The sequence below is a fragment of the Streptomyces sp. NPDC056452 genome (assembly GCF_042796085.1).
Taxonomy (GTDB): domain Bacteria; phylum Actinomycetota; class Actinomycetes; order Streptomycetales; family Streptomycetaceae; genus Streptomyces.
In genome coordinates this window covers 205585-226405 of sequence record NZ_JBHTRI010000005.1, presented here as the reverse complement: position 1 = coordinate 226405, position 20821 = coordinate 205585, and the positions used below count along the sequence as shown (strand labels likewise).

At 70.1% G+C, this 20821-nt stretch carries 19 protein-coding genes; 3 read left to right on the top strand and 16 right to left on the bottom strand.

Annotated elements, in window-relative coordinates; all coding sequences use genetic code 11:
* Positions 1–26: 26 nt before the first annotated feature.
* The 9 genes from lepB (ACFQ6X_RS07490) to ACFQ6X_RS07450 form a co-directional block, all read right to left on the bottom strand.
* The gene (lepB, locus tag ACFQ6X_RS07490; RefSeq protein WP_383177475.1) at positions 27–962 is read right to left on the bottom strand and encodes a signal peptidase I; all 936 of its coding nucleotides are present in this window, start codon (positions 960–962) and stop codon (positions 27–29) included.
* Positions 868–1938, bottom strand: a complete 1071-nt coding sequence (gene lepB, locus ACFQ6X_RS07485) for a signal peptidase I (protein WP_383177306.1) — start codon at positions 1936–1938, stop codon at positions 868–870. Before lepB (ACFQ6X_RS07485) ends, lepB (ACFQ6X_RS07490) begins: the two co-directional genes overlap by 95 nt.
* Positions 1931–2701 (bottom strand): signal peptidase I, encoded by a 771-nt coding sequence (gene lepB, locus ACFQ6X_RS07480; RefSeq protein WP_383177303.1) that lies wholly within the window; start codon positions 2699–2701, stop codon positions 1931–1933. The genes lepB (ACFQ6X_RS07485) and lepB (ACFQ6X_RS07480) overlap by 8 nt, the downstream gene beginning before the upstream one ends.
* Positions 2702–2746: 45 nt before the next feature.
* On the bottom strand, positions 2747–3097 hold the full coding sequence (gene rplS / locus ACFQ6X_RS07475; protein WP_014048592.1) for a 50S ribosomal protein L19: 351 nt from the start codon (positions 3095–3097) through the stop codon (positions 2747–2749).
* A 125-nt stretch (positions 3098–3222) separates the two neighbouring features.
* The gene (gene trmD / locus ACFQ6X_RS07470) at positions 3223–4044 is read right to left on the bottom strand and encodes a tRNA (guanosine(37)-N1)-methyltransferase TrmD (protein WP_329215033.1); all 822 of its coding nucleotides are present in this window, start codon (positions 4042–4044) and stop codon (positions 3223–3225) included.
* Positions 4044–4667, bottom strand: coding sequence for a ribosome maturation factor RimM (gene rimM, locus ACFQ6X_RS07465; protein WP_383177299.1), 624 nt, complete (start codon positions 4665–4667; stop codon positions 4044–4046). Before rimM ends, trmD begins: the two co-directional genes overlap by 1 nt.
* A gap of 87 nt (positions 4668–4754) precedes the next feature.
* Positions 4755–4994, bottom strand: a complete 240-nt coding sequence (locus tag ACFQ6X_RS07460; protein ID WP_014153811.1) for an RNA-binding protein — start codon at positions 4992–4994, stop codon at positions 4755–4757.
* 2 nt (positions 4995–4996) lie between these two features.
* Entirely contained in the window at positions 4997–5437 is a 441-nt protein-coding gene (gene rpsP / locus ACFQ6X_RS07455) for a 30S ribosomal protein S16 (protein WP_329206954.1), read from the bottom strand.
* A 157-nt stretch (positions 5438–5594) separates the two neighbouring features.
* Complete coding sequence (locus ACFQ6X_RS07450) at positions 5595–6188, bottom strand: hypothetical protein (RefSeq protein WP_329206956.1); 594 nt, start codon at positions 6186–6188, stop codon at positions 5595–5597.
* 521 nt (positions 6189–6709) lie between these two features.
* On the opposite strand from ACFQ6X_RS07450, the gene ACFQ6X_RS07445 reads away from it, so the two are divergent.
* Complete coding sequence (locus tag ACFQ6X_RS07445) at positions 6710–7576, top strand: methyltransferase domain-containing protein (protein ID WP_383177295.1); 867 nt, start codon at positions 6710–6712, stop codon at positions 7574–7576.
* Positions 7577–7651: 75 nt separating this feature from the next.
* On the opposite strand, the gene ffh is transcribed toward ACFQ6X_RS07445, so the two are convergent.
* The 5 genes from ffh to ACFQ6X_RS07420 all read right to left on the bottom strand — a co-directional run bounded on the left by ffh (position 7652) and on the right by ACFQ6X_RS07420 (position 15310).
* Complete coding sequence (gene ffh / locus ACFQ6X_RS07440; RefSeq protein ID WP_383177292.1) at positions 7652–9199, bottom strand: signal recognition particle protein; 1548 nt, start codon at positions 9197–9199, stop codon at positions 7652–7654.
* A gap of 122 nt (positions 9200–9321) precedes the next feature.
* The gene (locus tag ACFQ6X_RS07435) at positions 9322–11775 is read right to left on the bottom strand and encodes a [protein-PII] uridylyltransferase (protein WP_383177289.1); all 2454 of its coding nucleotides are present in this window, start codon (positions 11773–11775) and stop codon (positions 9322–9324) included.
* A 32-nt stretch (positions 11776–11807) separates the two neighbouring features.
* Positions 11808–12146 carry a P-II family nitrogen regulator gene (locus ACFQ6X_RS07430; RefSeq protein ID WP_014048583.1) on the bottom strand — a complete coding sequence of 113 codons (339 nt, stop codon included), beginning with the start codon at positions 12144–12146 and terminating at the stop codon, positions 11808–11810.
* Positions 12143–13495, bottom strand: coding sequence for an ammonium transporter (locus tag ACFQ6X_RS07425; RefSeq protein WP_383177286.1), 1353 nt, complete (start codon positions 13493–13495; stop codon positions 12143–12145). The genes ACFQ6X_RS07430 and ACFQ6X_RS07425 overlap by 4 nt, the downstream gene beginning before the upstream one ends.
* A 339-nt stretch (positions 13496–13834) precedes the next feature.
* The gene (locus tag ACFQ6X_RS07420) at positions 13835–15310 is read right to left on the bottom strand and encodes a hypothetical protein (protein WP_383177284.1); all 1476 of its coding nucleotides are present in this window, start codon (positions 15308–15310) and stop codon (positions 13835–13837) included.
* Positions 15311–15738: 428 nt separating this feature from the next.
* Between ACFQ6X_RS07420 and ACFQ6X_RS07415 the strand changes: the two genes are divergently transcribed.
* Positions 15739–16386: a bifunctional DNA primase/polymerase gene (locus ACFQ6X_RS07415; protein ID WP_383177281.1), complete on the top strand. Its 648-nt coding sequence runs from the start codon at positions 15739–15741 to the stop codon at positions 16384–16386.
* 74 nt (positions 16387–16460) lie between these two features.
* Here the strand turns inward: ACFQ6X_RS07415 and ftsY are convergent, their stop codons facing one another.
* A complete protein-coding gene (gene ftsY, locus ACFQ6X_RS07410; RefSeq protein WP_383177278.1) occupies positions 16461–17666 on the bottom strand; it encodes a signal recognition particle-docking protein FtsY in 1206 nt (401 codons plus the stop codon).
* A 109-nt stretch (positions 17667–17775) separates the two neighbouring features.
* Here ftsY and ACFQ6X_RS07405 point away from each other — a divergent pair, with 109 nt between their 5' ends.
* The gene (locus ACFQ6X_RS07405) at positions 17776–19170 is read left to right on the top strand and encodes a purine-cytosine permease family protein (RefSeq protein ID WP_383177275.1); all 1395 of its coding nucleotides are present in this window, start codon (positions 17776–17778) and stop codon (positions 19168–19170) included.
* 125 nt (positions 19171–19295) lie between these two features.
* Here ACFQ6X_RS07405 and ACFQ6X_RS07400 read toward each other — a convergent pair whose 3' ends face one another.
* Positions 19296–20714, bottom strand: a complete 1419-nt coding sequence (locus tag ACFQ6X_RS07400; RefSeq protein ID WP_383177271.1) for a sugar porter family MFS transporter — start codon at positions 20712–20714, stop codon at positions 19296–19298.
* Positions 20715–20821 lie beyond the last annotated feature (107 nt).

Below are 20821 nucleotides of genomic sequence, written 5' to 3'. Positions count from 1 at the left end.
GACAATCGCTGATCCGAGTCGGCACCCTACCCGGCGGTACGCCCGCTGGTCAGCCTCCGACGGCGCCAGAACACGAGGGGCAGCGCTCCGGCTACACCGAGTGCTGCCGGAGCGGCGGCAGCCGCCTTGTTCAGCCCGGGCTGGTCGAACGTGCTCGGGACCGGCAGGGTCGCCCAGCGGTTGACCGGCCAGGCGACGACGATGGCCCGTCCGACCACCTCGTCCGTGGACACGGTGCCCTGCCCGGGCAGTTCCTGGTGGTAGCGGGAGTCCAGCGAGTTCTGCCGGTGGTCGCCCATCACCCAGATCCGGCCCTCGGGGACATGGATCGGCCCGAAGGGCTCGTCATCGCACGCGCTGTTGCCCCCGAAGATGAACGACTTGTCGTCCAACGCCTTGCCGTTGACGACGACGGGGCCGTTCTTCTTGCACTCCACCGTGTCGCCGCCGACGGCGATGACCCGCTTGATCAGGTCCTTCTCCTCGGCGGACGGCATGAGCCCGATGAAGCTCAGGAACTTCTGCACCGCGTTCGGTTCGGGAGCCGCGGTGTCCTCGAGCCAGCCGCCCGGGTCGTGGAAGACCACGACCTCGCCGCGCTCCGGCTCCGAGCCGAACCACGGCGTCAGCTTGTCGACGAGCACCCGGTCGCCCCGCTGCAGCGTGTTCTGCATGGAGTCCGAGGGGATCGAGAACGCCTGCACCAGGAACGTCTTGATCAGCAGCGCGAGAATGAGCGCGATACCGATGAGGAGCGGCAGCTCCTTCCAGAACGAACGCGGCTTCTTCTGCGCCGTACTGCCGCCGCCCGGTGAGTCGTCGCCCGGGGAATCGCCACCCGGGAAGCCGTCGCCCGGAGGGACGCCGTCACCCTCCGTCCGGCCCGCCGGGTCCGCCGGGATCCCGCCGCTCGAAGGCCGGTCCTCGGGTTCGCCGTGTCCGGATCGTGCGCCGACCGCCAAATCCCCCACATCCACTCCTCACTCCGTGCCACCGCCCGCGCCCGAATCGGCGCAGGCCCACCACTCCCATAACGAGCGGGAGTTCCGCAGGGGTCGGGAGCAGGATCATTCCGTTGCGATCCTGGGAGGACACACTATTCGACGGGCCGGTGGCCTCCGTCGTCCCGGCACGCGCATCCGGCACCGACGCGAACGTCCCGGGTTCCTCGAGCTTGCGCCAGTGACCGAACGGCCAGGCGATCACGACCGCCCGTCCCACGACCTCATCCTCCGAAACCGTGCCCCTGTCCGGTTCGTCGAGGTGGAAGCGGGAGTCCGCTGAGTTCGACCGGTGGTCACCCATCACGAAGATGCGGCCCTGCGGAACCTTTACCTCGAATTTGAGAGTGGAGGGCACATTGTCCGGATGCAGGTACGGCTCGTTGAGTGCCACACCGTTGACGGTGACCTTGCCGTCCGTGCCGCAGCACTTCACGGTGTCGCCCCCGACGGCCACCACACGCTTGATCAGATCCTGCTCGTCGTCCGAGGGCAGCAGTCCGATGAAGGTCAGCAGTTCCTTGACCTGCTTGACGCCGACCGGCGGGTCCTCCTTGGCGACGTTCTCCTGCTGCAGCCAGCCGCCCGGGTCCCGGAAGACGACGACGTCGCCGCGCTGGGGCTCGGAGCCGAACCACGGTGTCAGCTTGTCGACCAGCACCCGGTCGCCGATCTTGATGGTCTGCTCCATCGACCCGGAGGGAATGACGAAGGCCTGCACCAGGAAGGTCTTGAGCACCAGCGCGATCAGCAGAGCCACCAGGACGAGGAGGGGTATCTCCTTGATCGCGGACCTGCGCCTGCGCCGCTTGACCCTGCGGGCCAGCTTGCGGCGCTCCGCCCTCGTCGGCAGTGAGCGGGCCGTGGTCGGCCGGGTCCCGGTGGGCAACGGAACGTGCGCTTCCGCCTGTCCGCGCCTGCGCCCCCGGTTACCCATGGGTCGCGTCCGGCGGCCGTATGCCGGTGAAGGCATCGGTCCCGCCCAGGGAGCCGAGCCTGCCGAGCGGCCAGCCGAGCCAGTCGACCCGTCCGACGACCCGGTCCACGGGCACCATGCCGCCACCGGGCTGCCCCAGGTGGTCGCGGGAGTCCCGCGAGTTGCTGCGGTGGTCCCCCATGACCCACAGCGTGCCGTCGGGCACCACGATGTCGAACGCCACTTCGGACGGGTTGTCACCCGGGTACAGATACTCCTCGTACACCGACCGGCCGTTCACCTCGAGCCTCCCCCGCTTGTCGCAGCAGACCACGCGATCGCCCCCCACGCCCACCACCCGCTTCACGAAGTCGGTCTCGGCGGGTTCGGCCAGCCCCAGGGACGAGGCCGCCCCACGCAGGAGCGCGGTGACGGGGTTCTCGTCGGGCGTCTCCCGCACGAAGGAGCCGGTGCCGTCGAAGACCACCACGTCGCCGCGCTGTGGCTCGGAGCCGAAACGGTACGCCAGTTTGTTGACGAGCACCCGGTCCCCCACCCGCAGCGTGGGCTCCATGGAGCCGCTGGGGATGAGGAAGGGCTGCAGCACGAATGCGCTGAACAGCAGGAGAGCGACCGTGCAGAGCAACCCCAGGAAGGCGGCTCGCCCCCAGGACATCGGGGTGTCCGGCCGGTCCGGGACATGCGTGAAGCGCGACCCCTCCTCCGGCCCCTCTTGAGGGGCGGAGGAGCGATCGCGCTCCGTGTGCTGAGCTTCCGTGTCCATCGGGGCCGAATCCTATCCGGCCGCGCTGTGGACGCCGGCGCTGAATCAGCGGTCGCGCTTCTCCTTGATCTTCGCGGCCTTGCCGCGCAGCTCACGGAGGAAGTACAGCTTGGCGCGGCGGACGTCACCACGGGTGACGAGCTCGATCTTCTCGAAGATCGGGCTGTGCACCGGGAAGGTGCGCTCGACGCCGACGCTGAAGGAGACCTTGCGGACCGTGAAGGTCTCGCTGACGCCCGAGCCCTGGCGGCGGATGACGATGCCCTTGAACTGCTGGATACGGGAGCGGTTGCCCTCGATCACTCGCACGTGGACGTTGACGGTGTCACCCGGGCGGAAGGCCGGGAGGTCGGTACGCAGCGAGGCGGCATTGACGCCATCGAGCAGGGAAGCCATGTTGTCTGCTTTCTTCGCCGATGCCACAGGTCATCGACGGGAGAGTGGGAAAGTTCGGATGCTGATCACATCGGGCGGGCGTCTTTCCCCCTGTGGCAGGGGCGCACGCCGGACGTACAGCGGGCCTATTCTTCCACGGCCTCGGGCCTGCGCCAAAATCGGCCGCCCGGCTCCGGGGACCAGCCCAGGATGGAGAGGATCTCGCGGTCCTTCTTGTCGAAGCCGGCCGCCTCGCAACGCTCGATCAGGTCGGGCCTGTTGAGGGCGGTACGACGGAAGGCCTCGTCCCGGCGCCACCGCGCGATCCTGCCATGGTGACCGCTGAGCAGCACGTCCGGAATGCCGCGCCCACGCCACTCGGGCGGCTTCGTGTAGACGGGACCCTCGAGCAGATCGGCCATGGCTCCGGGCGCGAAGGAATCGTCACGGTGCGATTCGGCGTTGCCGAGGACTCCCGGCAGGAGCCGGGCCACGGCTTCCGTGATCACCAGGACGGCCGCTTCCCCGCCGGCCAGGACGTAGTCCCCGATGGACACCTCCACGACCGGCATGCGGGTGGCGTACTCGTCCATCACCCGGCGGTCGATGCCCTCGTACCTGGCGGGCGTGAAGATCAGCCACGGCCGCTCCGAGAGCTCGACGGCGAGCTCCTGGGTGAAGGGCCGCCCGCTGGGCGTGGGCACCACGAGCACCGGGGAGTGCGCCCCCGCCTCGTAGCCGCCGGCCAGTGCGTCGTCCAGGGCCTCGCCCCAGGGCCCGGTCTTCATGACCATGCCGGGGCCGCCGCCGTACGGGGTGTCGTCCACCGTGTTGTGCCGGTCGTACGTCCAGTCCCGCAGGTCGTGGACGTGTACGTCGAGGCGCCCCCGGGAGCGCGCCTTGCCGACGAGTGAGACGTTCAGCGGTTCCAGGTACTCGGGGAAGATCGTGACGACGTCGAGCCGCATCACGCGTCGCCCTTCCCGGGCTCGTCGGAGGCCTCACCGGCCGCCTCGTCAGGCGTGGAGGCCTCGTCGGCCTCCTCCTCGGCCTCGTCGCGCGAGGAGGCGACCACGGCCTCGCTCTCGTCGATCAGGCCGGGCGGCGGCGTGATGACGGCCCGCTGCTCCTCCAGGTCGATCTCGCTGACGATCTCCTCGACGAACGGGATCATCACCTCGCTGCCGTCGGGACGCTCCACGATGAACAGGTCCTGGGAGGGCAGGTGGGTGATCTCGGTGATCCGGCCGATCACGGTTCCGTCGGCGAGGACCACGTCGAGGTCCATCAGCTGGTGGTCGTAGAACTCCTCGGGGTCCTCGGGAAGCTCTTCCGGGTCCACCTCGGCGATCAGCAGCGTGTTGCGGAGCGCCTCGGCGGCCGTACGGTCGCGTACGCCCTCGAAGCGCAGCAGCAGCCTGCCGCTGTGCACCCGGCCGGTCTCGATCGTCAGGGGGCCCGTAGCCGCCGGTTCCGTGGCGAGGACGGCCCCGGGGCCGAGCCGCAGTTCGGGCTCGTCCGTGCGCACCTCGACGGTGACCTCGCCCTTGATGCCATGGGCGCGACCGATCCGCGCAACTACCAACTGCACGCTACTTCTCCCGGTGATGGTGTAGGGACGACAAAGGCCGGGGACGGCTCGAAAGCCCTCCCCGGCCCCGGCCGGTGTTCAACTCTTTCAGCGAACCTGATCCACATCGACGAGGTCGACGCGGATACCACGGCCGCCGATAGCACCCACGACGGTACGCAGGGCGCGTGCGGTGCGGCCGTTGCGGCCGATCACCTTGCCGAGGTCATCGGGATGGACCCGGACCTCGAGCACACGTCCACGGCGCAGATCGCGCGAGGCGACCTGCACATCGTCGGGGTTGTCGACGATGCCCTTCACGAGGTGCTCAAGAGCCTCCTCGAGCATGCTCAGGCCTCGGTCGACTCGGTGGACGCGGCAGCGTCGGCCGCCTCGTCCGCCTTCTTGTCCGACTTCTTGGCCTTCTGGGTGATGGCCTCACCCTTGGCCTCGTCGCCGTCCGAGGTAAGGGCCTCGAACAGGGCGCGCTTGTCAGCCTTGGGCTCCGGCTGCAGCAGCGGCGCGGGGGCGGGAAGGCCCTTGTGGGCCTGCCAGTCACCGGTGAGCTTCAGGATCGCGAGGACCGGCTCGGTCGGCTGGGCGCCGACGGACAGCCAGTACTGCGCGCGCTCCGCGTTGACCTCGATGCGCGAGGGGTTCTGCACCGGGTGGTACAGGCCGATCTCCTCGATCGCCCGGCCATCACGGCGGGTGCGGGAGTCGGCGACGATGATGCGGTAGTGAGGCGAACGGATCTTGCCCATGCGCTTCAGCTTGATCTTGACTGCCACGGAAGTGGTGTCTCCTGGTCTCTGACGTGGTTGGGCACAACAAGATGCCACGTGGGGTTGCGGTACTCGGGTGCCCGATGGACGCGTCAGCCGGAGGAAGAGAGGGGTCCTATGCGACTGTCGAGTACAGCTAGCCATTGTGCCACACCACATCACCTCACCCCACCGCGACCACTGCTTCCGGGATACGGAACGGCTTTCCGCAGCCGCCGCACACGATCGGGGCCTGTGCGAGGACCGAGGGGACCACGCGCACATTGCGACCGCAGTCGCAGACGGCCTTGACCCGCACGCCCCCTCCGGAGGAGCCGTGCCGGGCGGCGGGGCCGCGGAAGGAGCGCTTGGTGTCGGCGGCGGTGGCCACGGTGTGCGCCTTGAGGGCACGCTGGAGCCGCTCCGTCGTGGGACGGTACCGGCGTTTGGCCTCGGGATTGAGTGTCACCAGCGAGAATCCGCTGCTGGCATGGGGTTCCTCGGAATGATCCAGACCCAGTTCCTCGGCGATCGCGAGGAACCGTCGGTTGTGGTACCGGCCGGCACGGGAGGTGTCCCGGACACCTCTCGCGGCGGCGATGCCATGGACTGCCTCATGGAGCAGTCGTTCGAAGGAGAGCTCGGCGCCACAGGCGGACGAGGACTCTCCGATCAGGGACTCTGGCGCGGCAAGATCGGGCAGCTCGGGGTGGTACCGCTGAATGTCGGCCCACGCCTGTGCCAGCTCTGCGGCAAGTACAGGTGGTGTCGTGCTCACGTCGTGATAACGAGCCTGAGTGCCCCGGTGTTCCTATTCCGGGGCATCCCAAATAATTTGCACGTACCAGTCAGTTGCCGTCGATGCGTCCGGACGAGGGCGGGTGCGCAGATCTGCGGAGAAGGCTCACAGCTCGCACCAAGGCGGTACGTAGCGCCGCGTACGCCCCGGCGCGTATGCGGGGTAGCCCCACGGGCGACATTACCCGGCGCCGCCCGGACGGCCCCGAACCCCCCGCCCGTCCGGGCGGAGAGCCTTCGACGTGCTCCGTCCCGCGTGTCGGGTAAGACTGGGACGAGAGCGAGCAGCGGGCGTGCTGGTCCCCGGCACCCCCGGCCACGATGCGGAGGCCGGGGGCGCACGACCGGAGCACGCAAGCAATGCCATCCCACCCCGTCCGACCTCTGGACGGGACCGCGGATGCGGAGTTCTCTGGCATACGGGGGCTGCGGGCGCACCTACGACATCGGGGGCCGCCCACTCGGGCACGACCGACCTCTCGGCGGATTGGGGCGCATTCCATGACACCAACGCTCGTCCGGCACCACCGGTATGCGGATTCGTCCGCCACCGTGGATGGCGGCACCCGTGCCCGTGACTGGGCCGAGATCCAGGAGCGCATGCTGGCGCCGCTCTACGAAGCGGTGTACGAGCGGCTCGAAGTCGGGGCCCACACCCGGATGCTCTCCATCGGCTGCGGTTCCGGGCTCGCCCTGCTCATCGCGGCATCGCGCGGGGCGCACGTCACCGGAGTCGACACCGACCGTGAACGGCTCGCGCTGGCCCGCGAGCGCCTCGTGTCCGGCCAGGAGGCCGGGCCCGGGCGGCCGGACGCACCGGCGCGGGCGCGGCTGGTCGCCGGCGCCTTGTCGGCGGCCGCACCGGCCGGTGATCCGCCGTACAACCTGCTCACGGCGTTCGATCCGATCGGCTGCGCGGCCGGCGACTCCGAGGGTCTCTCGCCCGCGCTCGCCTCCGCCGTGCCGCTGGCCGCGCGGGGGGCCACCGTGGTCCTGACCGGCTGGGGACCGCCCGAGCGGTGTGCCACGGCTCCGGTGCTCCGGGTGGCGGCCCGGCTCGCCGAGTCGGCGCGCACACCGCGCCCCGGCGGCTGGCGGCCCGCGCTGCGGGACGACCTGGAGGACGTCGCGGCGCGGGCGGGGCTGAAGCCCGACGGATCGGGCCGGGTCTCCTGCCCCTTCGGGTACGCGGACCTGGACAGCGCGGTGCGCGGACTGCTGTCGACCGGCCTCTTCGACACGGCGATACGGGCCACGGACCGTTCCCAGGTGGAGAAGGAGGTCGCGGAGGCCCTGCATCCGCACCGGCGGCCCGACGGGACGGTATGGATGCCGAACGTCTTCCGTTATCTGGTGTGCGTGGTCTAGCGCCCGGGAGAGCTGTTGACATGAGGAAGGGGCGCCCAGCCGAGCGGGGCGCCCCTTCCTCATGTCTCCGGCCGGTCAGCCCATGAACTTCTTGAACTCGTCCGGCAGCTCGAAGTTCTTGTCCTCCTGGGCGGGCAGACCGAACGCGCCGCCCTGCGCCGCAGCCTCACGGCGGGCCGCCTCGGCCTGCTCCTCGGCCTTGCGCTTCATCGGGTTGCCGCTCTTGCGCTTGCCCTTGGCCTGCTTGACCTGCTTCTTCTGACGGCCCGCACCGCCACCCGAGCCGGGCATCCCGGGCATGCCCGGCATTCCGCCGCCCTGGGCCATCTTCGACATCATCTTGCGGGCCTCGAAGAAACGCTCCACCAGGCTCTTCACCGCGGAGACCTCGACGCCGGAGCCCTTGGCGATACGGGCCCGGCGCGAACCGTTGATGACGGTCGGTTCCTGGCGCTCGTGCGGCGTCATCGACTTGATGATCGCGGCCGTGCGGTCCACGTCCCGCTCGTCGATGTTGGCGATCTGGTCCTTGATCTGCCCCATGCCCGGCAGCATCCCGAGCAGCTTGGAGATGGAGCCCATCTTCCTGACCTGCTCCATCTGCGCCAGGAAGTCGTCGAGCGTGAAGTCCTTGCCCTTGCTCGACGCCAGCTTGGAGGCCATTTGAGCGGCCTCTTCCTGGCTGAAGGTCTTCTCCGCCTGCTCGATCAGGGTGAGCAGGTCACCCATGTCGAGAATGCGGGACGCCATGCGGTCGGGGTGGAAGGCGTCGAAGTCCTCGAGCTTCTCACCGTTCGACGCGAACATGATCTGCTTGCCCGTGACATGGGCGATCGACAGGGCGGCACCACCACGGGCGTCGCCGTCGAGCTTGGAGAGGACCACGCCGTCGAAGCCGACGCCGTCGCGGAAGGCCTCGGCGGTGTTGACCGCGTCCTGGCCGATCATCGCGTCGACGACGAAGAGGATCTCGTCGGGGCTGACGGCGTCGCGGATGTCCGCGGCCTGCCGCATCAGCTCCTGGTCGATACCGAGGCGGCCCGCGGTGTCGACCACGACCACGTCGTACTGCTTGGCCCGGGCGTGCTCGATCGAGTCCTTGGCCACCTGGACCGGGTCACCCACACCGTTGCCCGGCTGCGGCGCGTACACCGCGACACCGGCGCGGTCGGCGACGACGCTGAGCTGGTTCACGGCGTTCGGGCGCTGGAGGTCACAGGCGACCAGCAGCGGCGAGTGGCCCTGGCTCTTGAGCCAGAGACCGAGCTTTCCGGCGAGGGTCGTCTTACCGGCACCCTGCAGACCCGCGAGCATGATCACGGTGGGCGGGTTCTTGGCGAACCGGAGGCGCCGGGTCTCGCCGCCGAGGATCCCTACGAGCTCCTCGTTGACGATCTTGACGACCTGCTGGGCCGGGTTCAGCGCCTGGGAGACCTCGACGCCGCGCGCCCGCTCCTTGACGTTGGCGATGAACGCACGGACGACGGGCAGGGCGACATCGGCCTCGAGCAGTGCGATACGGATCTCGCGAGCCGTGGCGTCGATGTCCGCCTCGGACAAGCGGCCCTTGCCCCTGAGGTTTTTGAAAGTCGCGCTAAGGCGGTCGGAGAGAGTATCGAACACGGCGCTCGTCGGTCCTCAGGGTCGGGGGTGGTGGCAGGTCAATCGCCCTCCAGGGTATCCGGACCCCGTGGAACGCAAAGCCCCCGGCCGTTTCTCGTGACGAACGGCTCCGGCGGCGGGGTTCAGCGCAGTGCCTTCTCCACCTCCCGGGCGACTGCCGCCGCCCGCTCACGGGGCAGCGGCTCACCGTCGGTGTCCGTGACGTAGAAGGCGTCCACCGCGTTCGCGCCGAGCGTCGAGACATGGGCGCTGCGCACCCGTACCGCACTCTGCTCCAGGGCCCAGCCGATCCGGTGCAGCAGTCCCGGGGCGTCCTGGGCGCGCACCTCGATCACCGTGGCGAGCCGCGAGCCGGCCGCCGCCACGGTCACCCTGGGCGGCGGCGCCTTCACCCCGCGCCGCCTCGGGTAGGCGGCCTCGCGTTCGGCGAGGCGGGTCCGGATGTCCAGCGACCCGTCCAGGGCGCGTACGAGGTCGGCGCGGAGCCGGACGGCCTGCGGGAGGGATCCGTACTCGGCCGCGACCCGCCAGCTGAGCACCAGCAGACCGGCTGTTTCGCCGAGCTCGGTGGGGAGCTCGACGGCGCGCAGATCGGCGGCGCGGACGGTGAGGCGGTGCAGGGCGAGCACCCCTGCCGCGGCCGGCAGCACGCCGGGGCGGTCGGGCAGGGCGATGAGGAGTTCAACGCCCACGGGCCCCGGTTCGCCGTCCTCCGAGACGGGCTCGGGCTGGGTGTGCAGGGACAGGACGGGTTCGCCGGTGCGCAGGGCCTCGATCGCGAGACGTTCCTGTTCGGCGCTGGGCGCCAGGGGTTCCGGCTCGGGCGGCTCCTCCCCGGCCAGGAGCGCGGCGACGCGCTTGACGAGGTCCGTGACGAGTGAGGCACGCCAGGAGCTCCACGCGGCAGGGCCGGTGGCCAGGGCGTCGGCCTCGGTCAGGGCGTGCAGGAGCTCCAGCGTGGAGGCGCTGCCCACGGCGGTGGCGACGGAACGGACGGTCGCAGGATCGTCGAGGTCGCGCCGGGTGGCGGTCTCGATGAGCAGGAGGTGGTGGCGTACGAGGGTGGCGAGGACACCCACGTCCTGCTTGTCGAAGCCGATGCGGGCGGCCATGTCGCGCGCGATGACCTCGCCCGCGACGGAGTGGTCCCCGGGCCAGCCCTTGCCGATGTCGTGGAGGAGGGCCGCGACCAGGAGGAGGTCGGGGCGGCCGACGCGGCGGGTGAGGGAAGAGGCGCGGACGGCCGTCTCGACGAGGTGCCGGTCGACGGTCCAGGTGTGGACGGGGTTGCGCTGCGGACGGCAGTGGACCCGTTCCCAGTCGGGCAGCAGCCGGGTGATGATGCCTTCCGCCTCCAGGGCCTCCCAGACCCCGACGGTGGACTCGCCCGCGCCCAGCAGGGTGACGAGCTCCTCGCGGGCCTGCGCCGGCCACGGCACGGGCATCGGCTGGGCCGCGGTCCTCAGGTGGCGTACGAGGTGGCGGGAGAGCGGCAGCCCGGACTCGGCCGCCGCCGCGGCGGCCCGGAGGGTGAGGACGGGGTCCTTCTCGGGGCGTGCGGTGCGTGCCAGGACGACTTCGCCGTCCGCCTCGACGACGCCCTCGGCCAGCGGGGTGCGTTCCGGGGCGGCCTTGGCGCTGCCGCCGAGGATCGCCCGCAGCCGGGGCCGGACGGAGCGGGCGCGCAGGACGCGGTTGACCTCGCGCCAGGTGACGTCGGTGGCGTACGAGACGGTGCGGGCGGCCTCGTACACCTGGCGCAGCAGGGCGTCGGAGTCGAGGAGGCCGAGGGCGCCGGCGACCTGGTCCTGTTCCTGCAGGGCGAGCCGGTCGGTGGCGCGGCCGGTGGTGAGGTGGAGGGCGTCGCGGGCGTCGAGGAGGGTGCGACGGGCTTCGGCGAGGCCTTCGCGGGGTGCGTCGGCGACCCAGGAGGCGGCGACGGCGCGCAGGGCGGTGGCGTCGCGGAGACCGCCGCGGGCTTCCTTGAGGTCGGGTTCCAGCAGGAACTGGAGCTCGCCCATGCGTTCGGCGCGCTCCCGGCAGAGTTCGTCGAGGGCGGGGAGGCGCTTGGGTGCCTGGTTCCGCCAGTCGGCGAGGACCGCGGTGCGGAGTCCGGCGACGAGGCCGAGGTCTCCGGCGACGGGGCGCGCGTCGAGCAGCCCGAGCTGGACCTTGAGGTCCTCGCCGGCGGTCTTGAGTGCTTCGCCGGGGGTGCGTACGGAGTGGTCGAGGGCCAGACCGAGGTCCCACACGGGGTACCAGATGCGGTCGGCGAGGGCGGCGATGGCTCCGGCGTCGGCGCTGCCGTCGTGCAGGAGCAGGAGGTCGAGGTCGCTGCGCGGGGAGAGTTCGCCGCGGCCGTACCCGCCGACCGCGACGAGGGCCGCGCCGCGGACGCCCGCCGCCTCGGCGGCCGCGGCGAACAGCGCGGTCAGCCACTCGTCGGTGATCCGGGCCAGGGCAGCACGGCGCGGCGGCCCGGACTGCGTCTTCTCCTGGAGAAGACGCAGCCGGGCCGCCGCGTAGCCGCTGGGTCCCGAGTCCTCGGATTCGGTGGTCACTTCGGTGCTCGTCACCCAGCTGCCTTTCCGTTCGGGGGAACCGTCGGTCAGAGTGCGTCCGGGCCGCGCTCACCGGTCCGTACGCGGATCGCGGTCTCGACGGGGACGCTCCAGACCTTGCCGTCACCGATCTTGCCCGTCCGGGCGGCCTTGACGACCACGTCGATGAGCTGTTCGGCGTCCTCGTCCTCGACGAGGACCTCGATGCGGATCTTAGGTACGAGGTCGACGGTGTACTCGGCGCCCCGGTAGACCTCGGTGTGTCCGCGCTGCCGCCCGTAGCCGCTGGCCTCCGTGACCGTGAGGCCCTGGACGCCGAAGGCCTGGAGGGCCTCCTTGATCTCGTCCAGCCTGTGTGGCTTCACGACTGCGGTGATGAGCTTCATGCGTCCACCTTCTTGTTCGTCGGGGCTGCCGTGGCGCCGGGCGCCGGAGGTGTGCTGCGCGTGGCCGCGCCGCCGCCGGCGCCGCTGAAGTCGTACGCCGTCTCGGCGTGTTCGACCTGGTCGATGCCCGAGATCTCGTCGTCCTCGGAGACCCGCATGCCGATCGTCTTGTCCAGCAGGAAGGCGAGGATCGCGGAGACGACCAGAGAGTACGCGAGGACCGCGAACACTCCGACGGCCTGCTTGCCGAGCTGGTCGAGGCCGCCGCCGTAGAAGAGGCCCTTGACGTCGGACTGCACACCGCCGGTGGCGAAGAGGCCGACGAGGAGGGAGCCGATGACACCGCCGACGAGGTGGACGCCGACGACGTCCAGGGAGTCGTCGTAGCCGAACTTGTACTTGAGGCCCACGGCCATGGCGCACAGGACACCGGCGATGACGCCGATCGCGATGGCGCCGAGCGGGCTGACGGCGCCGCCCGCCGGGGTGATGGCGACGAGGCCTGCCACGGCGCCGGACGCCGCACCCAGGGTGGTGAAGGAGCCGTGGCGGATCTTCTCGTAGGCGAGCCAGCCCAGGACTGCCGCACCGGTGGCGACCTGGGTGTTGACGAACATGACCGCGCCGACACCGTCGTCGTTGCCGAGCCACGAGCCGGCGTTGAAGCCGAACCAGCCGAACCACAGGAGCGCGGCGCCGAGCATGACGAGCGGCAGGCTGTGCGGCCGCATCGGGTCCTTCTTGAAGCCGACCCGCTTGCCGATGACCAGGATCACGCCGAGGGCCGCGGCACCCGCGTTGATGTGGACCGCGGTACCACCGGCGAAGTCGATGACACCCAGCTCGAAGAGCCAGCCGCCGGCGCCCCAGACCCAGTGCGCGACCGGGAAGTAGACGACGGTGACCCACAGCGCGACGAACAGGGCCCAGGAGGTGAACTTGACCCGGTCGGCGAGGGCACCGCTGATGAGGGCCGGGGTGAGCACGGCGAACATCAGCTGGAAGACGGCGAAGACGTAGGTCGGGATGGTGTAGCCGTCCCAGAGCTCCGTGACGCCGATCCCGCTGAGTCCGACGAAGTCCGAGCTCCAGCCGATGACGGAGCCGACGTCGGCGCCGAAGGCGAGGCTGAATCCGTAGAGGACCCACAGGATCGTGACGATCCCGAGGCTGATGAAGCTCATCATCAGCATGTTCAGGGTGCTCTTGACGCGGACCATGCCTCCGTAGAAGAAGGCCAGGCCCGGGGTCATCAGCATCACCATCGCGGAGCAGATGAGCATGAACCCGGTGTTGGCGGCAGACAGCGTCGGGGCGTCTGCGGCAAGCGTCGTGATGCCTGGGGGCATCGGCGTCTCCTCGTCGTCGGTGCGGCCACGTGCGGGGGTGCGGGACCACTGTGGAAAAGGTGCGGGCCGGTTATGCGCCATGAGATTCGCGCAGCGCGGTTTCCACGAATGCCGCACGATGTTTCGCCTCAGTGACGAAGGAGCTTCGCGTGTTACGTCCGAATGAACCGGGAGTGGCGAAGCCGTTGTGCTGCCTACCATGCTGCCTGCGCCGCATACGGTGCGGTTCGGACGGCTCAGGACGTGAACCGGCCACGACAACCACCCGCTGACCTGGCAATGGGGGAGCCGAGTCGGGTTGTACGGGATGGCTGTCGTGGCCGGTGGCCGGGGTGGCGGTCAGACCGCTTCCGCTGTCTCCGGAAGCTGCTCGGTGAGCAGGTCGGTGAGCCGGGCGACCTCGGGAATGTCACCGAAGTCCCTGGCAGCGGTGTCGACGGTCTTGCGGAGCCGCGTGTTCACGCGCTCGGACCTGACCTTCTTGGCGATCTTCAGGGCCTGGGTGGCCAGCACGGTCGACTCCTCGGGCTCGCGCTTGAGGAGATGCACGGTGGCCATGCCGATGAGATTGAGCGCGAAGGACCTCTGGTGCTCGTCGTCCTCGCCGAAGAGCTCGACGGCGCGCGCCATGACGGGCTCCGCGAGCGAGGCGTACGTGGGGCTGCGGCCTGCGACGTAGGCGAGGTCACGGTAGGAATGGGCGTTCTCGCCGTGCAGTTCGGCGTCGGAGAAGAAGCGGATCCAGTCGGGCTCGGGCTCGCCGTCGAGTCCGGCGTCGGCGAAGGTGTCCTCGGCCATCCGGACCGCCCGCTTGCACTTGCTGGGCTGGCCCATGTTGGCGTACGCACGGGCCTCCATCGCATACAGCATGGCCTGGGTGCGTCCGGTGGCGCAGTCCCGGCTGCCGTACTGGGCGAGGTGGATGAGTTCGAGTGCGTCGTCGGGCCGCCCGAGGTGGATCATCTGACGGCTCATGCTGGACAGGATGTACGAACCCAGCGGCTTGTCCCCCGCCTCCTTGGAGGCGTGCAGGGCGAGGACGAAGTACTTCTGCGCGGTGGGCTGGAGGCCTACGTCGTAGCTCATCCAGCCGGCCAGTTCGGCCAGTTCGGCGGCGCACCGGAAGAGGCGCTTGGCGGTCGCCTCGGGCTGGGATTCCTGTAACAGGTCGGTGACCTCGTGGAGCTGGCCCACGACGGCCTTGCGGCGCAGCCCGCCACCGCACTGCGCGTCCCACTGGCGGAACATCGCGGTGGTGGACTCCAGCAGGTCCAGCTCGGGCCCGGAGAGCCGTGAGGGGCGTCCGCCGGGGGCGGCCTGTTCCGGCACCGGGGGTCCGGAGGGGGCCACGGGCACCAGCCAGCGCTGCATCGGCTCGATGAGGGTGGGGCCCGCCGCCAGGGCGAGGGAGGAGCCGAGGAAGCCGCGCCGCGCCAGCATCAGGTCGCTGCGGGAGAACTCACTGAGCAGAGCGACGGTCTGCGGGCCCGCCCAGGGCAGGTCGACGCCGGCCACCGAGGGGGACTGGTGGGCGGCGCGCAGGCCGAGGTCCTCGACGGCGACGACGGTGCCGAAGCGCTCGGAGAAGAGCTCGGAGAGGATGCGCGGGATGGGCTCACGGGGCTGTTCACCGTCGAGCCAGCGCCGGACCCGGGAGGTGTCGGTGCTGATGTGGTGGGCGCCCATCTGGCGCGCACGACGGTTCACCTGGCGCGCGAGCTCGCCCTTCGACCAGCCGCTGCGCACGAACCATGATCCCAATTGCCCGTTGGGGCGCTTTCCGGCATTCGCCTCGCCTGCGCCGCTGCCACTCACTGGAACGCCCCCATCCCGCTGAAACCTGTCGCGCGAACCTCTATCAGAATGCCGTGCATCGGTGCTGTCCGTACGGACGTTGCGCACCATCGAACAGAGAATCGGGTTGCCCGGGGCATACCCGTGAGCGCACATGCAATTGCATGGTTCGAGTACCGACGGTAATCCTACGATCACTGCTCACGCGAGGGTGACCGCAGAAACGCCACCATTCGCCACCCCTTCGGATGAACGCGCCCGGCGCTGACCGCGATTCACTTGACAGGCCGCGATCAGGGGCGAGCGGAGTGAAGCATTCAGGGGCGCGTGAACCGTATCGCGCAACCCCCGACGTCACCCCCGCGCGTCATATGACCGTCGGCAGCGCCGGAGGACGCTCGCGTGCTCCGGGTCGTAACCACCGGTGACTCGGACCCGTTGGAGGGGGCATGGGCTTCACGATCGGCGGCATCCGTGAGATGCGATCCGGCTCGCGGCGCCGCGGCCGTGCGGCCGAGGGCACCGCGGTGGCCGAGTACACAGGGCTCTGGGGCTGGGCGGTGGCTCCGGGGGCACGGGCGAGCGACGGCGCCTGCTCCTGCGGCGACAGCGCGTGCGCGGCCCCCGGGGCCCACCCCCTGGACTTCGCCCAGGAGGTACCGGCGGGCGCCACCTTCACGATCGCCGCGAACGCCTGGGCCGAGGTGCCCGGCGCTTCGATGCTGCTCCCCGTGGGGCGCAGCTTCGACGTGCTCGACGTCGCCGAGGCCGCCGGCCGCCGGGCCCTCGTACGCATGGAGCGGATGGGGCTGCCGCTGGGCCCGGTGTCGGTGACACCCACCGGCCGGACACAGTTCTTCGTCGCCCCCGGCGCCGCGGCCGGACTGCCGGGGCTCCTGTACCGGATGGGCTGGGACGACGCGGATCTCGACCTGCGGGCACTGGGCCCGGGTTCGTACATCACGGCTCCGCCGTCCGACCTCGGAGGCCTGGGGCCGGTCCGGTGGCTGCGTCCCCCGGTGCCGGACACGGCGGTCGCTCCCCCACAGGCACGGCTGCTGCTGGGGACGCTGGCCTATATATGCCACCGCTGGTGACAGGCGGGACATGAGGAAGGGCGATGGACCCGAGGAGGGTCCACCGCCCTTCCGGCGTGCGCGGGGTACGGGAGTCAGTCGCCGATCAGTGCGTCGACGAAGGCCTCCGGCTCGAACGGAGCCAGATCGTCCGGTCCCTCACCGAGCCCGATGAGCTTCACCGGGACGCCCAGCTCACGCTGGACCGCGATGACGATGCCGCCCTTGGCGGTGCCGTCCAGCTTGGTGAGGACGATGCCGGTGATGTCGACGACCTCTGCGAACACCCGTGCCTGCACCAGGCCGTTCTGGCCCGTCGTGGCATCGAGGACGAGGAGGATCTCGTCGAGCGGCCCGTGCTTCTCGACGACGCGCTTGACCTTGCCGAGCTCGTCCATGAGGCCGGTCTTGGTGTGCAGCCGGCCGGCGGTGTCGATGAGCACGACGTCGGCACCCTCGGCGATACCTTCCTTCACCGCGTCGAAGGCGATCGACGCGGGGTCGCCGCCCTCGGGCCCGCGGACCGTACGGGCACCGACGCGCTCGCCCCAGGTCTGGAGCTGATCCGCGGCGGCTGCACGGAAGGTGTCCGCCGCACCGAGCACGACGCTGCGGCCGTCGGCGACGAGCACCCGGGCGAGCTTGCCCGTGGTGGTCGTCTTGCCGGTGCCGTTGACTCCGACGACCATCACGACGCCGGGGGTCTCGGCGCCGCCCTCCGTCTTCACGGCACGGTCGAAGTCGGTGCCGAGAAGGGTGATGAGCTCCTCACGCAGCAGCGTGCGCAGCCCTTCCGGCGTACGGGTACCGAGGATGCGGACCCTCTCACGGAGCCGCTCCACCAGTTCCTGGGTGGGCGCGACACCGACGTCGGCGGTCAGGAGCGTGTCCTCGATCTCCTCCCAGGTGTCCTCGTCGAGGTTGTCGCGGGACAGGAGGGTGAGCAGCCCCTTGCCCAGGGAGTTCTGCGAGCGGGCGAGCCGGGCACGGAGGCGCACCAGGCGCCCCTCGGTGGGCTCGGGGACTTCGAGCGGGGGGATCTCCGGCTCGATGACCGCCGGGGCTTCCCCGACGGGAGCCTCGGTTCCGGGGGGACCGACCTCCTCGATGGTGCGCCGCGCTTCGTCGCGCGGCGCCTCGGCTTCGTCGCCGATGTGGGGTTCGGCGGGAGCAGTGATGGTCGGCGTGCTCGACGGCGCCGAGGGCGGCAGCTGCTTCTTCTTGCGGCTGCTGACCACGAGCCCGCTGATCAGGCCGACCGCGACCAGGGCGATGACTACAGCAAGGATGACGATTTCCATAACCCGTCCAGTATCGGCCACCGCCGTGGTCCGGGCGGTTCCCAAGGACCGCCCGGACGGACCTCGAGGGCGTTATGCACCCTTTGGTGGTAAAGGTACGCTGCTGCCCGTGGAGAACCGCGGTCTCGATCCCGTCCCCGACGCCGAGCGCACCGGCCGGGTCGGCACTCTCTTCCCCACCTGGGTGACGGCGAACATGACGGTCCTGCTGCTGACCGTGGGCGCCGGGCTCACCGTCTTCAACGGGTTGAACTTCTGGCAGGTGCTCGCGGTCGCGGTGACGGCCCCGCTGCTCTCCTTCGGGCTCGTCGGCCTGGTGTCGATCGCCGGGAAGCGCGGTGGCTCGCCCGGCATGGCGCTGTCGCGGGCGGTCTTCGGTCAGCGCGGCAACCTCTTCCCCGGCGCCCTGCTGTGGGTGGCCCGCTGGGGCTGGGAGACGGTCAACGCGGTCACGGGCTCCTACGCCCTGCTGGCGGTGCTCCACCTACTGTTCGATGTCCGGAGCACCAACAGCCTGGTCATGGCGACGCTGACCGCCTTTGTGGCGAGCAGCTTCCTGGTGTCGGGGCTCGGCATCCGGGCGCTGCGCAGGTGCTGTGCCGTGTCGTCGTACCTGTTCGGCGGCGCCAGTCTCCTCGTACTGGTCCATGTGATCGGCTCGACACCGTGGCGGGCGGTCCTGGACCGGCCCGCGGGCCCGGCGGCGATGATGATCGCGGGAATCGGGACCCTGGTCGCCGGAGGCATCAGCTGGGTCCCGTCCGCCCCGGACTTCACCCGCTACCTGCCGCGTTCGGTCTCCGGGCGGGCGATGGTCGGCGTGACCGTGGGAGGGGCACTGATCATCGTCCTGCCGATGGTGATGATGGGCGCGGTGATGGCGGTGGGTACTCCGGGACTGGCCGTCACGGATGATCCGGTGGCCTTCATCGGACCGCTCCTGCCGGGCTGGATCTCGGTGCCGTATCTCCTGATCGCCGTCTTCGGCATGGTGATGATCAACGCCATGTCGATGTACTCCGCAGGCTTCACCGCGCAGACACTCGGGTTCGCGCTGCCCCGCGCCTGGGCCGTGGGCGTGAACGCAGCCATCAGTCTGCTGCTCGGCGGACTGCTGATGATGGTGGCGACGAGTTTCCTCAACACGTTCATCTCCTTCCTGGCCCTGCTCGCCGTGACGTTCTCCGCCTGGGTCGGGGTGTTCGGGGCGGATCTGCTCCGGGGGCGCACGTACGACGCGGCGGCCCTGATGGACACGACGTCCCGCAGCGCCTACTGGTACTCGGCCGGCTTCTGCTGGCAGGCCATGACCGCGTGGGCCGCCGCACTCACCGTGGGGCTCCTGTTCACGACGGTGGAGTGGTTCAGCGGCCCTCTCGCCACCACCTGGATCGGCCGCAACGGCCTGGGCTGGGCGGCGACGATCCTGGCCGCGGCGGGGGTGTACGCGCTGCTGCCGCGTCCGGCCGCCCGTGGGGACGGCGGCAGCCTCGCCGGCTTCTGACGGGCGGTCCGTCGCGGAACCGGCCCCGGTCCGTCGCGGTAGCCGCCCGCGACAGCACGCTGCCCCGGTCGGGCGAGTGGCCGGACCGGGGCAGCGTTCTGTTCCGAGGAGAGGGGCAGCGGGGATTAGCCCATCTCCTCCAGCGCCTTGCCCTTGGTCTCCTTCACGAACTTGAGCACGAAGGGGATCGAGAGCACGGCGAAGCAGGTGTAGATGATGTACGTGCCCGACAGGTTCCAGTCGGCCAGGCTCGGGAAGCTCGCGGTGATCGCCCAGTTGGCGATCCACTGTGCGGACGCGGCGACTCCGAGCGCGGCGGCGCGGATGCGGTTCGGGAACATCTCACCGAGGAAGACCCAGACCACGACACCCCACGACAGTGCGAAGAAGAGCACGAAGACATGGGCCGCGATGAGTGCGACGGTGCCCTGGGTGTCGGGGAGCTTGCCGTCGACCAGGTCGGCGGAGAAGGCCCATGCCTCGACGCCCAGCGCGACGGCCATACCGGCCGAGCCGACGAGCGCGAGCGGCCTGCGGCCGACCCGGTCCACGAGGATCATCGCGATCACGGTGCCGATGATGTTGATGATCGACGTGGTGAACGAGTAGAAGAACGAGCTGGTCGGGTCGATGCCGACCGACTGCCACAGCGTCGACGAGTAGTAGAACGCCACGTTGATGCCGACGAGCTGCTGGAAGACGGACAGTCCGATACCGACCCAGACGATCGGCAGGAAGCCGAAGCGGCTCCCGAGCAGGTCGCTGAACTTGGACTTGTGCTCGCGGTGCATGGCCGTCTCGATCTCGAGCACGCGGGCGTCGAGATCGACGTTCTTCCCCTCGACCTCTCCGAGGATCTTCCGGGCCCGGTCCTTCTTGCCGACGGAGATCAGGAAGCGCGGCGACTCGGGGATCGCGAAGGACAGCAGCCCGTACAGGACGGCGGGCACGACCATGACGCCGAGCATCCACTGCCAGGCCTCGAAGCCGCCGATCTCACCGCGCTGGTCGCCGTCGGCGATCTGCAGGATGCCGTAGTTGACCAGCTGCGAGATGGCGATGCCGATGACGATGGCGGCCTGCTGGAAGGAGCCGAGCCGGCCGCGGTAGGCGGGCGGCGAGACCTCGGCGATGTAGGCCGGGCCGATGACCGAGGCCATACCGATCGCGAAGCCGCCGATGATCCGCCACATGGCGAGGTCCCACAGGGCGAAGGGGAGCGCGGAGCCGATGGCGCTGATGGTGAACAGCACGGCGGCGATCTGCATGCACCGGATGCGGCCGATCCGGTCGGCGATGCGTCCCGCGGTCGCCGCGCCGATCGCACAGCCGATCAGTGCGATGGCGATGACCTGCGCCAGCGTCCCCGAGCCGATGTCGTAGCGGTCACGGATGGCTTCCACCGCTCCGTTGATCACGGAACTGTCGTAGCCGAAGAGGAAGCCGCCCATCGCCGCGGCTGCGGTAATGAAGATGACATGGCCGAGGTGCTCCGGGTGGGCCTCCCGGGCTCCGGACTCCGGTCCGTGCGCTGTGCTGGTCACATGAACTCCTGATGCCTGGCCGCAACGTCAGGCGTGGGGGGTGAGCTCTCCCAGTGGCGCACAACTTCCCGTCAGACACCACTTGAAGGTAAAAGCAACATTGCAGA

Bases quoted from the DNA above. Each gene is read 5' to 3' on its own strand.
- ACFQ6X_RS07425 (WP_383177286.1), bottom strand. From the start codon at position 13,495: ATGCCCCCAGGCATCACGACGCTTGCCGCAGACGCCCCGACGCTGTCT.
- lepB (WP_383177306.1), bottom strand. From the start codon at position 1,938: ATGGGTAACCGGGGGCGCAGGCGCGGACAGGCGGAAGCGCACGTTCCG.
- rplS (WP_014048592.1), bottom strand. From the start codon at position 3,097: ATGGCTTCCCTGCTCGATGGCGTCAATGCCGCCTCGCTGCGTACCGAC.
- ACFQ6X_RS07430 (WP_014048583.1), bottom strand. From the start codon at position 12,146: ATGAAGCTCATCACCGCAGTCGTGAAGCCACACAGGCTGGACGAGATC.
- ACFQ6X_RS07460 (WP_014153811.1), bottom strand. From the start codon at position 4,994: ATGCTCGAGGAGGCTCTTGAGCACCTCGTGAAGGGCATCGTCGACAAC.
- ftsY (WP_383177278.1), bottom strand. From the start codon at position 17,666: ATGGAAATCGTCATCCTTGCTGTAGTCATCGCCCTGGTCGCGGTCGGC.
- trmD (WP_329215033.1), bottom strand. From the start codon at position 4,044: ATGCGGCTCGACGTCGTCACGATCTTCCCCGAGTACCTGGAACCGCTG.
- ACFQ6X_RS07415 (WP_383177281.1), top strand. From the start codon at position 15,739: ATGGGCTTCACGATCGGCGGCATCCGTGAGATGCGATCCGGCTCGCGG.
- lepB (WP_383177303.1), bottom strand. From the start codon at position 2,701: ATGGACACGGAAGCTCAGCACACGGAGCGCGATCGCTCCTCCGCCCCT.
- ACFQ6X_RS07445 (WP_383177295.1), top strand. From the start codon at position 6,710: ATGACACCAACGCTCGTCCGGCACCACCGGTATGCGGATTCGTCCGCC.